Here is a 14482-nt window from a genome sequence, read left to right as displayed (position 1 = left end):
GGAGCAGGCGGCCTTGAGGGGCCGCCCGCGATGAGCGTCAATCGGCGCTGTAGTTCTTGCCGTACCACTTGGTGGTCAGCGTGGCGAGCGTGCCGTCTTTCTTCATCTGGTCGATGATGCCGCCGATCTTGGTGGTCCACTCGGCATCGCCTTTGTCGGCGATCACCACCAGCGGCTCGCGGAAGGCGTAGTCGCCCTCGAGAATGCGCAGCGGGTAACCGTTCTTGATGGCGTTTTGAGCGGTCTGCTCGGGCGCGATGACCGCGTCGAGCCGCACGCCGTCCCCCAGTCTCAAATCGTCGAAGGGCAGCATGGAATCCGCGAAAGTCCGGATCTCGCCAGGCTGGAGCTTGTATTCGACAGGCGGAAGGCCGGGAGCGTCGATCTCCAATTGGCGGCGGATGAAATCTTCCGACGTGGTGGCGGTCTCGACGCCGATCACCTTGCCGTTCAGATCGTCCACGGATTTCGCCTTGCTGTCCTTGTGGACCACATAGACATAAGGGCTGTAGTAATAGATGCCGGCGAAATCGATCACCCTCGCCCGGGCCTTGGTCGGCGTCACCGAGCCGACGCCGAGATCATAGCGGCCCTGCCAGTGGCCGCCGGTCATGGTCGCCCAATCGGGCGTCTCGAAGCTGACCTCGACGCCGAGCCGTTTGGCGATCTCTTTCGAGACGTCGATATCGAAACCGACCAACTGGTTGCTCTCGTCGAGAAAGCTCTGCGGTGGCCAACCGCTGTTGGTCGCGACCACCATGGCCTTCTTGGTTGTGACGCGATCCAGGGTTTCTCCCGCCCGCGCTGCCGACGCAAATGCGAGCGCGCCGGCAGCCAGCGCGAAACAAGCGATAAATCTCCTCACGAAACCTCCCTCTCGTATGTAAGATGTCTGACAACGCAACTTGTCCGTAAGGGGGAGGGTGAGTCAAGCGTCTTTATCGGCGCATCGTCGAGTTTGGCCTGCGATAAGCGTTCCCGGGGTTGGCCGGATCGGCATTGGTCGAATTTCCTGGACTTTTATGCGATCGGCCGCGGCAGCCGGCCATTGTGCGAATTCGCGGATCAGTCGGGCCGCCACCAGTTCTCGAGGCTCGCTGCTGATTACCGGCCCGTTGGGCGCGCCCAAATCCATGCTGAAGACGTTGCTCATTTCATGGCAGGCGCGGGCGCTCGCCAATACGTCGGCGCAGGCTGCTGCTTCTCGGACAGTTGCTTCCGATCTGTCGCAGCACAAAAGGTCGCTTCTCGACTACGCTTAGGTCTGGTGATCGACACCCGCCGGACGCTAGGCTTGCGCGTATCCGAAATAGCCCATGATTTCCCGCGCTTCGCCGGCATCGAAACGGCAAGCCACTTCCATAGGCAGGCTGGATCGCCAGCTGCCCCGATAGTCGGTGATCGGCTGGTTCACCTGGGCGTGCCGGCGAGCGGAATGCGGCGTGCGCACCGCCTTTTCGCGCCCCCATATGACGGGCTGCTGGTGATAGTTCAGAATGCCTGGATCGAAGGCCACGCCGATGAAGCGGCATAGCCGTTCGATGGAAAGCGCAGGCGATTCGACGAAGTCCTCATAACGCCACAGGATGCTTTCGCCCTTTTCGATACGCTCCATCGAGGCCTTGCTGTCGGCGATCCATCTTTGGAAAGCCTTGTCGAAATCGCCCTCGTAACGCTGCCCGAGCGAGGCCACGATGTCCCTGCCGTCGCGCGTGACGACGATGAAGCGCGCGCCCGGGATCGTCTCGATGATCTGCCTCGTATAGTGGATATGGTTCGGGGTCTTTTCGACCCAGACGCTGCGGCGTGAAATGGCTGCCTGCAGCAAAACCGCTTAGCTTGGTCCATCGCGCCCCATCGCTTGAGACAAACGCGCTTGTCTCGCGGCGGATAGAGAAAATTTCCGGATGCGCAGCCAGTATCCGGGCGAGCAAAGTTGACCCCGTATGCCCGCATCCGCAAATGAATATTGAAACCTTGGGCTTCGGAAGAAGCCGCACCACGCCTCTATTCACGATTTCGTTTCCCCCGGAGATTCTAAACAACCTTTTTCTTCCGGGGATTGCAATAGGGAATGCTTATATGCGGTCAGTGACGAACAGCTAATTGCTGCCGGCGTTTTGACCTGGAGGCAGGGCGGCTGGAGTGAAAGGCTCCGTTGTCAGGCCGGCAGCCCGAGCTGCTTTCGCAGGCTCTTGTCGAATGCCGATGCGGGGACGAAACGGCGCAGGAAACTGACTTGGCGCGCTGTCTTTCCCGCCGCATAGCGCCGCTTCGGAGCGGGATCGATCGCAGCCGCCACAACGGTGTTGGCCACCACTTCGGGTGTATCGCCTTTTTCCATCGCCTTACGCACGGCTGTGGTCATGCCGGCGCGCGCGGCATCATAGACATCGAGCACCTGGTCCGGCCTGGCCAGATTGTCTTCGAACAAAGTCCGGGTATAGGCCGGCTCGACCAATGCGACGCGAATTCCAAACGGCCGCACTTCGTGATCAAGCGATTCGGAATAGCCTTCAACGGCATGTTTGGTCGACGAATAAAGCGCGAAATAGGGGGCGGGGATGAACCCCTGCACTGAGCTCAAGTTGACGATCCTGCCCTTTCCTTGACGTCGCATGACCGGCAGCACCGCGTTGATCATCCGGATGACACCGAAGACGTTCACGTCGAACAGAGCCTGGGCCTGTGCAGTCGAGGATTCCTCCGCGCCGCCGAGCAGGCCGATGCCGGCATTGTTGACCAGCACGTCGATGCGCCCGGCATCGGCCAGCACCTCATCGACCAGCTTCGCAACGGACGCGTCATCGGTCACGTCGCAGGTCAGCATGGTAATACCGTCGGTTTTCTTGGAGACCGCGCGACGGCTGGTTCCGAACACGCGAAAGCCGGCGCTCTGCAGGGCCTTGGCCGTTGCGTGCCCGATTCCGCTGGATGCCCCTGTGACAATGGCGACGCCAGGATTGGTCCTGTTCATGGAGATCACTTTCTTTGGGTTGGACTGGAAAAGCAGGAAACGCTGGAGCAAAGAGCGTCAATCACGAGCGGCTCGACCGTTTACGCCGTGCCCGTCCCAGCGCCGGAACAGCACGCTGGCATTGACGCCGCCGAAGCCGAAGCCGTTGGCGATCGCGTAGTCCATCTCCATCGGCCGGGCCCGGTTTGCGACGAAGTCTATTCCGTCGCCGGCCGGATCGGGGACGCTCAAATTGAGGGTCGGCGGCGCCACCTGGTCCCTCAGCGCCAGGATGGTGAAGATCGCGCCAATTCCGCCGGCGGCTCCGAGCAGGTGTCCGGTCGCCGACTTCGTTCCGCTGACGGCTATGGAGAAATCCGTGCCGAAGACGGTTTTGATCGCTTCGATTTCTCCCAGATCGCCCACCGGCGTGGAGGTCGCGTGCGCGTTGAGATGGCGGACCTCGCGCGGTGAAATGCCGGCCTGGGCAATCGCGATCTCCATCGCGCGGCGCGCGCCATCCCCATCCTCAGGACCGGACGTGACGTGATGGGCATCCGCCGTCGTGCCGTAGCCGACGACCTCGGCGAGCGGTTTCGCGCCGCGCGCCAGCGCATGGCCCAATTCCTCGATGACTAGGATGCCGGCGCCTTCGCCCATGACGAAACCATCCCGCGTCATGTCGAACGGACGCGAGGCCTGATCGGGACGGTGATTGAAGGAGGTTGAAAGCGAGCGCGCCGCGGCGAAGCCGCCCAGGCTGACGACGTTCATGCACGCTTCCGTGCCGCCGCACACGGCGATGTCGGCTTCATCGGCGCGGATGATGCGCGCCGCATCGCCGATCGCCTGGATGCCGGCGGCGCATGCCGTTACCGGCGCGCCGATGTGGCCCTTGAAGCCGTAACGGATCGTGATGTGGCCGGCGGCGAGGTTCACCAGGAAAGACGGCACTGTGAACGGCGAAAGACGCCGAACGCCGCGCTGGTCGACGGTCCGCACCGCCTCGGTTATGGCGGGGAACCCTCCGATACCTGAAGCAATGATCGTCGCGGTGCGAAGCCGATCCTTTTCCGACTCCGGCTTCCATCCCGCCTGGGCAAGCGCCTCTTCCGCCGCCGCCAGCGCGAATAGGATGAAGCGATCGATCTTGCGCTGATCCTTTGGCGCCAGGAAGGCATTCGCATCGAGACCGGCTTCGGGATCCTCCTCCAGGGAAAGAACCGTTCCGCCGATCTTTGTCGGCAGGGTTTCCACCATGTCCTCAGGAAGCCTTCGAATGCCCGAGCGGCCGGCCAGGAGACGTGACCACGACGCCTCGATATTTGCGGCAAGGGGCGTGACCGCGCCCATCCCCGTGACAACAATCCGTCGCATCTATTCTCCTATCGATCTGAGTGGCCAGCCCGCGCCGGTCAGACGCTGACGGTGTCGCGAACCTGTTCGGCCGCTGCATCCAGAAAGGCTTGGGCGAGATCGGGATCATTGACGACGCGCGAGAGAACCACCGCACCGACCATCGTCGAGAGGACGGCCATGGCTTTTTCACCGGTTTCCTCGTTCTCAGTCCTGGCAATCATCCTGCCGAGCACTTCAAGATATGCTTTGATGCCGACTTCGAATGACGCTTTTACCTCGGTCCCCTGTCTGGCCACATCCGACCCGAGCGCCGCAACCGGGCAGCCGTCCATCCTTTCCTCGCGATGGCCCATGCTGAGATAGAACTCGATCACCGCCCCAAGCGGATCGCTGGGATTCGCTGCGGTCGCCGCCGTCCATCTGTCGGCAGCGCTCTCCATCGCGCGCCTGGAAGCTTGCGCCGCAAGGTCCTCCTTTGATGCGAACTGCTTATAGAAAGCGCCTTGGGTCAGCCCGGCGCCCTTCATCAAATCCTTAAGGCCGATACCGTCAAAGCCGTGCTCTCGAAAAAGCCGGCTTGCGACATCGATCACGGTTTGCCGGTTCTGCTCAGCCTGAATGCGGCTCACGCGCATCGTCGACCTCCATATTTTAGATTACGTACGACATCTATAATTCAGTTAGAAGCCGAACGCAATCTATCAATCGGTGGCGCCCCACGCGGCGGTTTGCTACGGACTGAATGTGCCTGCGGCAGGCCTAGATCAGTTTCGATGCCGAAGCGCTGCGACGATCACCGCCATTCGTCTCGGCGTTGCCGGCGGCGCCGGCGGTAAAGGCAAGCGCCGATGCAAAAAGGCCGATTGCCGAAAGACGAAATGCCGCCATTGTGACCTCCTCAGACCGGCCGGAGCAAAACCCGCGGGAAACCGTTAGGTCCCATTAAGACCATGCAGGAAACCGCAAGGATGGCACAATCTGTCGACAAACAGGAACCGCTCGCCTTCCGCTTCGCCGATGATGGGCTGGTGCCCAATCATCCGCGCTGGCCCATGCTCTTCTATCCCGGCGCCGTGCAGCTGCCGGACGAAAGCGATCCGGCTGCCGTTTTTGAGGATATTTTCGGCGCCAATGGCTGGGGCGACAGCTGGCGCAACGGCATCTACGGCTTCGTCCACTATCACTCGCGCATTCACGAGGTGCTGGGCATCGCGCGCGGCACCGCCGAGGTCCGCTTCGGCGGCGATAAGGGCAAGGTGCTGGAGGTGAAGGCGGGCGACGTGGCGGTCCTGCCGGCCGGCACCGGCCATCAGCGCCTGTCCGGCTCGGCCGATCTTCTGGTGGTCGGCGCCTATCCGACCTTCGGCACCTATGATTTGTGCCGGAGCCCGGAGCAGCACGCCGAGGCGCTGCGCAGCATCCCGACGGTCGGCCGGCCCGACAAGGATCCGCTCTTCGGCGGCGACGGGCCGCTGCTGAAAGCCTGGAGCGAAGGCTGAAATGGCAAGCATCGTCGCCATCGAACATGTGACGCTGGACGGTGTCTTCCAGGCGCCGGGGCGCGCCGACGAAGACACACGCAATGGTTTTGCGCACGGCGGTTGGGGCAATCCAGGCAGCGACTCGAAGATGCAGGAGGTCATCGGACGCGCCATGGCCGGCGGCTGGTCGTTGCTCGCCGGCCGCACGACTTATGAGGATCTTCACGAAGCCTGGGCTGTTCGTCAGCCGGCCAGTCCGATGACCAGGGCGCTGACCGGCGCACGGAAGTTCGTCGCCTCGCATGACGCCGGCTATGAGCCGCGCTGGGAGAATTCGGCGCTGCTTGCCGGCGATGCCGGGGAGACGGTGCGCGCGCTGAAGCAAGGTCACGACGAGGCGCTGATTGTGTTCGGCAGCGGCAAGCTGCTGCGCGCGCTGATGCGGCACGGGCTTGTCGATGAGCTGGTGCTGATGGTCCACCCTCTGGTGCTGGGCACAGGCTCGCGCCTTTTCGAGCCAGGGCAGGCGCCCTCGATGCTGAAGCTGTCCAACCAGGTGTCGACCGCGACGGGGGTGGCGATCCTCACTTATGCATTCGATGGCAAGGCCGCGGCGGAGCGGCCAGAGTAACCGGAACCCGCGGTCCTTCCTCTATGGATAATGCGTTTTCTTCGGAGCGTAGCTTGCCGGATCGAAATCGAGTTCCTTCGGCAGCGGCTGGCTCGAGCATTGCAGGTGCATCTGGCGGGCAAGAAGCCGTCGCTGCTGGTGCTCATGCTCCTTGACCGCCGCCACCATCCCCATGCTGTAAGGGCCAAGAAGCACGCCGAACCCCCAGCCGGGATGGTCCTTCTCGCGCTGGGCGTAGTCCGATGCCGCGGCGCGGGCTTGCTGGCATTCCGGCGATGCCCATTTCGGATCCTGCTGCGACAGCGAAGCGCCATTATCGGCGGCAGAGGACACGCATCCCGCCGCTGCCGCGCAGAGCGCAACGACCACCGCAATTCTCATCGTTTGAGTCCCTGCTAATTCAAGGCGGAGAGAACACAGAACGCTCCTTCGCACAAGCGAGATAGCGGTGAAAAGCAACGGGCAGGGCGGGACAGCCGCCATCGTCGTCCTTCGGCGCTCCCGAGATTTTTTCAACGTCCCGTTCCGTTTCCGCCCACCATTTCGTCCTTGGTTCCGTCCCAACAAAAAAGGAAAACCGCAATGGCTGGAATGGTCGTCATCTACAAGCAGCCGGCTGACGCGGAGGCGTTCGACAAGCATTATTTCGAGACGCACATACCGCTGGCCAAGAAGATCCCGGGTCTGAGGAAATACGAGGTCAGCCAGGGGCCGATCACGGTGGTGGCCGGACCGTCCGATGTCTACCTGATCGGGACGCTTTATTTTGACGATCTCGAAGCGATGAAGAGGGCTTTCGCAAGCCCGGAGGGAAAGGCGGCCGGCGCGGACCGCCGGCTTTACGCGCCCGATGAATCGGGCATCCAGATGTTCCTCTTCGACAGCAGGGAAGTTTGAGCCCGCGGCAGAGAGGACGATCGGCCGCCGAGAATCGCGGCCGCATCGCTGCTCACGTCGACTTTTTCCGCTCGATGTCGATGCGTTTTTGCTCCGCCGCGGCGATCGCGGTTTCCATCACGGCATCCAGATCGGCCATCGCTTCCAGATGGCCGTGATCGACGATCGACTTGCGCAGCATGCGCATGGCCAGCAACGCGTCGTCCAATGCCTGTTCGACATTTTTGACCATGGCCGGGTCAGCCTTTGCGCCGGCTGCGCTTGTTCGGCGCCGGATCGTCGGCGGCCGGCCTGTCCGGACGATTTGCCAAGGCCTTGCGCGCCAGCGCCTCGGCCGCCGACCGGTCCGGATTGCCGGCCGGTATCGTGACCGCGCCGGGCATCGCAGCACCCGGCTGTTCGCCCAAGCCGTTGTCCTCGCGCTCGATTTCCTCGCAAGCCTGATGCCAGTGCTCCTCGTCCTGGCCATTCGCTTCGCCGCTGCGCTGCCAGATCTCATAGGCGCGGCGCTCGATGCGTTCGTATTTGTCGGTCGCCATTGTCCGATCCTCCGTCATCTGTCTTCAAACGCGCGCTGGCCGCGAATGATCCGTGACGGGGACAGGGAATGGATAAGCTTGCGGTTCAGAACCTGCGGCTGAGATAGGCCGATCCGCCGAGGCCAAAGCGCCACTCGGCTTCCACGCCCTTGGTGAGGCCGATCCGGCGACCGGCGAGGATTGCGGCCGGGTCGGCCTCGGAACGGGCGAACTCGAACGGCGGCGCGGTAAGCGAGAGCCCGTTATGCGAACCGTCGATGTCCAGCGCCTGGCAGAGCTTGCCGGGGCCGGAGCAGAGCAGCCGGTCGTCATCCGTTCCGCGCCGCTCGCGCATCGCGGCGATGCCGGATTGCGGCTGGATCGCCCGGATCAGCACGGCGCTGCCCGGCAGGCACACCGCGTTCAGGCACCAATGCAGCCCATAGGAACGATAGACATAGGCGTCGCCGGGCACGCCATACATCGGTGCGTTGCGCGGCGTGCGGCCGCGAAAGCTGTGCGATGCGGGGTCGTCGGGCCGGTAAGCCTCGGTCTCGACGATGATCCCGCCGACGCCGGCGAGCCCAAGCCTGGCGCCGATCAGGGCGCGCGCGACGATAACCGCGTCGCGGGCGAAGAAATCGGGCCCGACACTAGGCGGCATGGCGATCGGCGTCGTTCGGACAGCTCATCATCGCCGTCCGCTCAGCCCAAAAGATTGCGCGCCGCGCGCATGAAGATCCGCGAGCCGATCGGGATAAGATCATCCGGGAAATCATAGTCGGGGTTGTGCAGGGAAGGGTGCCTTTCGCCGGCGCCGAGGAAGAACATCGCCGACCTCGCATTGTGGCCGAAAATACCGAAATCCTCCGAGGCGCGCATCGGCAGCGCCTCTTCGCTGCGTGCAATGCCTTCCTCGTCGAGCGCGCGCTTGAGATGCTCCACCGCGTCCGGCGCATTGACGCTGGCGACGAAGATCTCGTGATAGTCGAAACGCACGGCAAGGCCGTGCTTCGCGGCGATCTTTGCCGCGAGCGCCTCCGCCGCGGCGACCTGCTCGGCCATGCGCTCGTCGCGGCGGGTGCGCAGCGTCGCCCACACTTCGGCATAGCCGGGCGCAATGCCGAACACGGCTTCGCCCATCGCGCAATGGGTGACGGTCACCATGCCGAAATCCTCGTCAGTGAAGGTCCCGCGCCCGAGCGCGGGCAGCGCCGGCATCAGCTCGCTCACCGCCGGCATCGGCGAGATGCCAGTTTCCGGCATCGAGGAATGCGCGGTCTTGCCCTCGAGCATGAAGCGCATGCCGCGCGAGGCGCAGTTGACGGTGCCGGCCTTCAGCCGCACCTCGCCGAACGGCACGCCGGGCAGGTTGTGCAGCGAAAACGCAAAATCTGGCTGGATCTCGCCAAAGCGCGGATCGGCGACGACCCCGGCCGCGCCGTTGCCGGTTTCCTCGGCCGGCTGGAACATCAAGACGACGCGGCCGCGCGCCGGTCTTTCGCGTCCGAATTGGCGACCGAGCGCGGCCAGGATCGCGGTGTGCCCGTCATGGCCGCACATATGCGACTTGCCCGGCACCTCGGAGGCATGGGCGACGCCCGAAAGCTCCGCGATCGGCAGCGCGTCGAGCTCCGAGCGGAACAGCACCGTCGGTCCGACCTGTCCGCTGTCATAGACCGCCGCGACGCCGTGGCCGCCGAGTCCGGTCAGCACCTTGTCCGGCCCGGTATCGGCGAGGAAACTCACCACCTCCTTCGCGGTCCTTTCCTCCTCATTCGAGATTTCCGGCTGCCGGTGCAGCTTGCGCCGCCATTCGGTGAGCTCGACGATGTCTCGATTGGTCAGGGTCATGGGTGGGGCTCCGATGGGTTTTTCAGGTCACACAAACACGATATGTTTTTTCTCGCGCCGTGCCATGCCGATCAATTCGGATAGGCCATCGGCCTCCGCGAAATCAATGCCGCTATCTCCCCCGCCTTCACCTGCGGCAGGTCGCGGCTGATCGGACGAAGGCGACGCTCGTCCTGTCCACCCGCAACGCTCCGCAAAAGTTCAGAACCGTTGCCCGATGGTCCCGTCTTGATAGGGAGCCGTCGCGCGGCTTTATTTAGCTCCCGGCATCGGCCAGACTCAATCAAGAAATGCCACGTAAACCGCTGAAATCCTTAACACGATTTTCATTCCGCTCGCCTACCCATTAGAGACATGAAAAGGCATGACGAGCGGCTGGTGTCGGGTCCCTCTTCCGAGGGAAGGAGCGAAGCCGTGGAAGCCGGCATCCTGCGCGACCAGCTTGCGGATCTGAGCAAGGGCGTCTTCATCTCGATGCCGATCGGCACGGTGCTCTCGGCCTTGATCCTGGCGGTGCAGCTCTTGTCGGGCGGCGGCCTTGCCGCGGTGCTGTGGTTCGTGGCGATCGCCTTGATCAACGGCGCGCGCGTGGCGCTTGCCGTCACCCAATCGGAAACCGCCGGCGACAACCCGAGGGCGGTGGGCGCCCGGCTTTCGCTTTATGGCCTGATGGCGCTTGCCTCGGGCGTCGCCTGGTCTTTTCTGGCGCTGCTGAGCGACGGATACACGACCAGCCAGGCGCCGCTCTATCTGATCGTGCTCGCCGGCACTTCGGCCGGTTCGGTCACCTACGGCACCTCCTACGCGCCGGCTTCGATCAATTTCATTATCCTGCCGCTCCTCACCGCCGCCGGCTGCGTGCTTGCAAAGGGCGGCGTTGAAAATTACGTGCTCGCCTTCACCGTGCTGCTTTTCCTTGGCGGCATGGTCAGGAGCGCGCTGCTCGGGCAATTCCGCTTCCGCGAGACGAGCCGGCTCAAATACGAAGCGCGCGAGTTCGCCGCCGAGATGGAGCGCAACTCCAGGCGCGACCCGCTGACGAATCTGCTCAACCGCTATGGGCTGGAGCAGGCGATTGCCAAGCTCGGGCTCTCCGACGGCCCGTTCGTGGCCATGCTGATCGACCTCGATGGCTTCAAATCCGTCAACGACACCTATGGCCACAACATCGGCGACGACCTTTTGGTCAGGGTGGCGCGCCGGATCGAGGACCACGCTCCGCAAGGTGCCACGATCGCGCGCATCGGCGGCGACGAGTTCGTGCTGCTTTTCTCCGCCGGCAGGTCGCAGCAAGCGGCCGGCGAGCTTGCATCCGCCATCATCACAGCCATCGCCAATCCGGATCCGGAGTTGAATTCGGTGCGCGTCGGCGCCTCGATCGGCATCTACCAATCGGAAAAGCCGCGACTGACCGAGATGCTGCTCAAGGCGGATTTCGCGCTCTATGCCGCCAAGCGCGGCGGTAGGAACGAATATTGTCTCTTCGACGCCGGGCTGGACGCCGCGCTGGAACGCAAGAATTGCATCGAGCGCGACCTGCGCGGCGCCATCGAAACCGGCACGCTCTGCTCCTGGTTCCAGCCTTTGGTGCGGCTCGATACCAACGCGGTGGTCGGTTTCGAGGCGCTGCTGCGCTGGCACCATGATGTCCATGGCGCCATCTCGCCACCCGAGATCGTCACTGCCGCGCGCGAAACCGGGCTGCTTTCGCTTCTGACCGAGACGGTATTCTTCAATTGCTGCGCCATCATCGCAGAGCTCGTGAAGCATGGGCGCCGCGATGTTCGCGTCGCGATGAACCTCTCGCCGCGCGAGCTCGAGGCCGGCAATGTCGACGACATGATCCTCGACGGCCTGAAGGCCAAGGACGTGCCTGCCGCGATGCTCGAGATCGAGATCACCGAGGAGGCGCCGGTCGACCGCGACCGGGTCGACGAAAAGGTCGGGCGCCTGGCGGATGCGGGCATATCGATCGTGCTCGACGATTTCGGCACTGGCTTCTCGACCCTGGTTTCACTCAAGGACAGCCGCATCCGCAAGATCAAGATCGACAAGGATTTCGTGCGCGACCTGGCGAAATCCCTCGAGGACCAGGCCGTGGTCGAGGCGGTGATCGGCCTCGGCCGGACGCTGGGCATCGAGGTGATGGCCGAGGGGGTCGAGACCGACGCCGACCGTATGATCCTGCGCTCGCTGGGCTGCGTGATTGGGCAAGGCTATCTTTTCTCGGCCGCGCTCCCCCTGGGCGATGCGCTCGCCTTCGACGCGACCGGTAGTTCCGCCACCGAGGCCCTTTTCGAGCCACGGCGCACGCCCAAGAGCGGCAGCGCCGCCTGATTGGCCACCGCCAAGGGCAATTCATTGACTTGGCGGGCAACCGGCGTCGGAAGGACAGGGTAGCCGCGGCCCGCGTGAAACCTTTTGATTTTTGGGCCGTTGTGGCGCGATGTCCCCGGCCAAGCACAAACCGAAACCGGCCGACAGCGCCACGCAGCGCGGTGCAAGCAAGCCGCGTTCGGCGCCGCCGCGCCAGGACAAGCCGCGCCAGTCGGAACCGCGTGGCGCCGCTAAGTCGCGCGCCGAGAGGGCGCGGGAGGACACACCGCACGAAGACCGGCTGAAAGGCGACAAGGCACAGCAACGCAAGCCGCAGGCCGGCGAGGCCGAAGAAAAGGCATCCGCCGACGCCGCGCCGGAAGCCATCGGCCATGCCGGGTCGCCGCCGCCCGAGGCGATCGAGCCGGATCCCGAGCTTTCGCCCGAGGAGGCCGTGCGGGCGCGCAAGAGATATCTGCTGCGGCGCTTCTGGATCAGCGGGCGCGGCTATTGGGGTTTGCGCGGCGACAGGCTTGCCTGGCCGCTGACGATCGGGCTGCTCACGCTGATCTGCGTCAATGTCGGCTTCCAATACGGCATCAACCGCTGGAACCGCGCGATCTTCGACGCCATCGAGCTGCGCGACGCGCACACCGTCTACTGGTTGAGCGCCGTCTTCCTGCCGCTGGTCGCCGGCAGCATCAGCCTGGTGGTCGCGCAAGTGTACCTGCGCATGACCATGCAGCGCCGCTGGCGCTCCTGGCTGACCACGGCCGTCATCCAGCGCTGGCTGGCCAGCGGCCGCTACTACCAGCTCAACCTCGTCAAGGGCGACCATGCCAACCCGGAGGCCCGCCTGACCGAGGATCTGCGCATCGCCACCGAATCGCCGGTCGACTTCATCGCCGGCGTGCTCAACGCCTTCCTGTCGGCCTCGACCTTCATCGTGGTGCTGTGGACGATCGGCGGCGCGCTGAGCTTTTCGCTGGGCGGTTCCACCATCACCGTGCCCGGCTTCCTCGTCGTCACCGCGGTCATCTACGCGGCGATCACCTCGACCTCGATGTTCGCCATCGGCCGCCGTTTCGTCCAGCTTTCCGAGGACAAGAACCAGGCCGAGGCCGAGTTCCGCTACGTGCTGACGCGCGTGCGCGAGAATGGCGAAAGCATCGCGCTGCTGGGCGGCGAGGAGGAGGAGAATGCCGGCATCGACCGCACCTTCGCCGGCGTGCTCGGCCGCTGGGCGCGGCTCACCGGCCAGCACATGCGCACGGCACTGGTCTCGCAAGGCTCCAGCCTGTTCGCGCCGGTGGTGCCGGTGCTTCTGTGCGCGCCGAAATTCCTCGACGGCTCGATGACGCTGGGCCAGGTGATGCAGGCGGCCTCCGCCTTCGCCATCGTGCAGGGCGCCTTCGGCTGGCTGGTCGACAATTATCCGCGCCTGGCCGACTGGAACGCCTCGGCCCACCGCATCGCCTCGCTGATGATGTCGCTGGACGGGCTGGAGCGCGCCGAGGAGAACGACAAGCTGGGCCGCATCCAGCGCGGCGAGACCGCAGACGGCGCGATGCTCAGCCTCAACAATGTTTCCGTGACGCTCGATGACGGCACCGCCGTGGTCAAGGAAACCGAGGTGGAGATCGCGCCTGGCGAGCGCGTGCTGGTCTCGGGCGAATCCGGTTCGGGCAAGTCGACGCTGGTGCGCGCCATCGCCGGCCTCTGGCCCTGGGGCAGCGGCAGCGTCGATTTCCACCCGGGCAAGCGCCTCTTCATGCTGCCGCAGCGCCCCTACATCCCGTCCGGCACGCTGCGCCGCGCCACCGCCTATCCCGCCCCCGCCGAGAACTGGAAGACGAAAGAGATCAATGCGGCCCTCGACAAGGTGGGCCTCGGTTATCTGAAGAGCCGGCTGGAGGAAGAGGCGCCTTGGGACCAGACGCTGTCGGGCGGCGAGAAGCAGCGTCTCGCCTTTGCCCGCCTGTTGCTGCACGCGCCGGACATCGTGGTGCTCGACGAGGCGACCTCGGCGTTGGACGAGAAGAGCCAGGACAAGATGATGCGGACGGTGATCAAGGTGCTGCCCCAGGTCACCATCATCAGCGTCGCCCACCGCGCCGAGCTGGAAGCCTTCCACACGCGAAAGATCACGCTGGAGAGGCGCGAGGGCGGGGCGCGGCTGGTGAGCGATGTCGAGCTCGCGCCGAAGAAGCGCGCGCCGGGCCTGCTGCAGCGCGCGCTGTGGGGCAGCGGCGGCGATAAGGGGTAGGGCACTCTGACGTCGTGAGTAATCGCCGGCGGCGCTCCCCCAATCGCCAAGCGCGCGGCCTTCGCAAGCCAGGGTTCCTCGCCCCACAAAGTGGGCTACGCTATGCACACATCTTCTGTGACTGCGTGACTGATCAGGCCGAGGCTTGATTGCCAGGTGGTTCCCCCAATCCGTCGCTGCTTCGCAGCGCCACCTTTCCCCCCT

General features: G+C 64.3%; 16 protein-coding genes and 1 pseudogene. 5 read left to right on the top strand and 12 right to left on the bottom strand.

Going from position 1 to position 14482, the window contains the following annotated elements; all coding sequences use genetic code 11:
- Positions 1-37: 37 nt before the first annotated feature.
- The 7 genes and pseudogenes from LB525_RS05835 to LB525_RS28500 all read right to left on the bottom strand — a co-directional run bounded on the left by LB525_RS05835 (position 38) and on the right by LB525_RS28500 (position 5203).
- The gene (locus LB525_RS05835) at positions 38-865 is read right to left on the bottom strand and encodes a transporter substrate-binding domain-containing protein (RefSeq protein ID WP_224543921.1); all 828 of its coding nucleotides are present in this window, start codon (positions 863-865) and stop codon (positions 38-40) included.
- 423 nt (positions 866-1288) lie between these two features.
- Positions 1289-1828 (bottom strand): sulfotransferase, encoded by a 540-nt coding sequence (locus LB525_RS05830; protein ID WP_224543920.1) that lies wholly within the window; start codon positions 1826-1828, stop codon positions 1289-1291.
- Positions 1829-1880: 52 nt separating this feature from the next.
- Positions 1881-2000: pseudogene (locus LB525_RS28670) on the bottom strand (sulfotransferase); the annotation flags it as partial.
- A gap of 161 nt (positions 2001-2161) precedes the next feature.
- Complete coding sequence (locus LB525_RS05820; RefSeq protein WP_224543919.1) at positions 2162-2977, bottom strand: oxidoreductase; 816 nt, start codon at positions 2975-2977, stop codon at positions 2162-2164.
- A 57-nt stretch (positions 2978-3034) separates the two neighbouring features.
- Positions 3035-4333 (bottom strand): beta-ketoacyl-ACP synthase II, encoded by a 1299-nt coding sequence (gene fabF / locus LB525_RS05815; protein ID WP_224543917.1) that lies wholly within the window; start codon positions 4331-4333, stop codon positions 3035-3037.
- 38 nt (positions 4334-4371) lie between these two features.
- The gene (locus LB525_RS05810) at positions 4372-4950 is read right to left on the bottom strand and encodes a TetR/AcrR family transcriptional regulator (RefSeq protein WP_224543914.1); all 579 of its coding nucleotides are present in this window, start codon (positions 4948-4950) and stop codon (positions 4372-4374) included.
- 124 nt (positions 4951-5074) lie between these two features.
- A complete protein-coding gene (locus LB525_RS28500; protein WP_263492714.1) occupies positions 5075-5203 on the bottom strand; it encodes a hypothetical protein in 129 nt (42 codons plus the stop codon).
- Positions 5204-5283: 80 nt separating this feature from the next.
- Between LB525_RS28500 and LB525_RS05805 the strand changes: the two genes are divergently transcribed.
- Together LB525_RS05805 and LB525_RS05800 are read left to right on the top strand one after the other, a co-directional pair.
- Complete coding sequence (locus tag LB525_RS05805) at positions 5284-5814, top strand: cupin (protein WP_224543912.1); 531 nt, start codon at positions 5284-5286, stop codon at positions 5812-5814.
- Position 5815: 1 nt separating this feature from the next.
- On the top strand, positions 5816-6427 hold the full coding sequence (locus LB525_RS05800) for a dihydrofolate reductase family protein (RefSeq protein WP_224543910.1): 612 nt from the start codon (positions 5816-5818) through the stop codon (positions 6425-6427).
- A 21-nt stretch (positions 6428-6448) separates the two neighbouring features.
- On the opposite strand, the gene LB525_RS05795 is transcribed toward LB525_RS05800, so the two are convergent.
- Positions 6449-6808: a hypothetical protein gene (locus tag LB525_RS05795; protein ID WP_224543908.1), complete on the bottom strand. Its 360-nt coding sequence runs from the start codon at positions 6806-6808 to the stop codon at positions 6449-6451.
- 201 nt (positions 6809-7009) lie between these two features.
- On the opposite strand from LB525_RS05795, the gene LB525_RS05790 reads away from it, so the two are divergent.
- Positions 7010-7324, top strand: coding sequence for an EthD family reductase (locus tag LB525_RS05790; RefSeq protein WP_140847663.1), 315 nt, complete (start codon positions 7010-7012; stop codon positions 7322-7324).
- Positions 7325-7376: 52 nt separating this feature from the next.
- Here the strand turns inward: LB525_RS05790 and LB525_RS05785 are convergent, their stop codons facing one another.
- The 4 genes from LB525_RS05785 to LB525_RS05770 form a co-directional block, all read right to left on the bottom strand.
- Positions 7377-7556 carry a hypothetical protein gene (locus LB525_RS05785; RefSeq protein ID WP_140847661.1) on the bottom strand — a complete coding sequence of 60 codons (180 nt, stop codon included), beginning with the start codon at positions 7554-7556 and terminating at the stop codon, positions 7377-7379.
- Positions 7557-7563: 7 nt separating this feature from the next.
- Positions 7564-7863, bottom strand: a complete 300-nt coding sequence (locus tag LB525_RS05780; protein ID WP_224543906.1) for a DUF2934 domain-containing protein — start codon at positions 7861-7863, stop codon at positions 7564-7566.
- Positions 7864-7948: 85 nt separating this feature from the next.
- Positions 7949-8506, bottom strand: coding sequence for a DNA-3-methyladenine glycosylase (locus LB525_RS05775; RefSeq protein WP_095768239.1), 558 nt, complete (start codon positions 8504-8506; stop codon positions 7949-7951).
- Positions 8507-8547: 41 nt separating this feature from the next.
- Entirely contained in the window at positions 8548-9696 is a 1149-nt protein-coding gene (locus tag LB525_RS05770; protein ID WP_224543904.1) for an amidohydrolase, read from the bottom strand.
- Between the two features lie 354 nt (positions 9697-10050).
- Here LB525_RS05770 and LB525_RS05765 point away from each other — a divergent pair, with 354 nt between their 5' ends.
- Positions 10051-12033: a putative bifunctional diguanylate cyclase/phosphodiesterase gene (locus LB525_RS05765; protein ID WP_224543903.1), complete on the top strand. Its 1983-nt coding sequence runs from the start codon at positions 10051-10053 to the stop codon at positions 12031-12033.
- Between the two features lie 109 nt (positions 12034-12142).
- Positions 12143-14278 (top strand): ABC transporter ATP-binding protein/permease, encoded by a 2136-nt coding sequence (locus LB525_RS05760; RefSeq protein WP_224543901.1) that lies wholly within the window; start codon positions 12143-12145, stop codon positions 14276-14278.
- Positions 14279-14482: the final 204 nt, after the last annotated feature.

Source organism: Mesorhizobium sp. CA16, assembly GCF_020165175.1.
Taxonomy (GTDB): Bacteria; Pseudomonadota; Alphaproteobacteria; order Rhizobiales; family Rhizobiaceae; genus Mesorhizobium.
The sequence above is the reverse complement of the archived record's forward strand: the minus strand, read 5'-3'. Positions and strand labels throughout refer to the sequence as shown.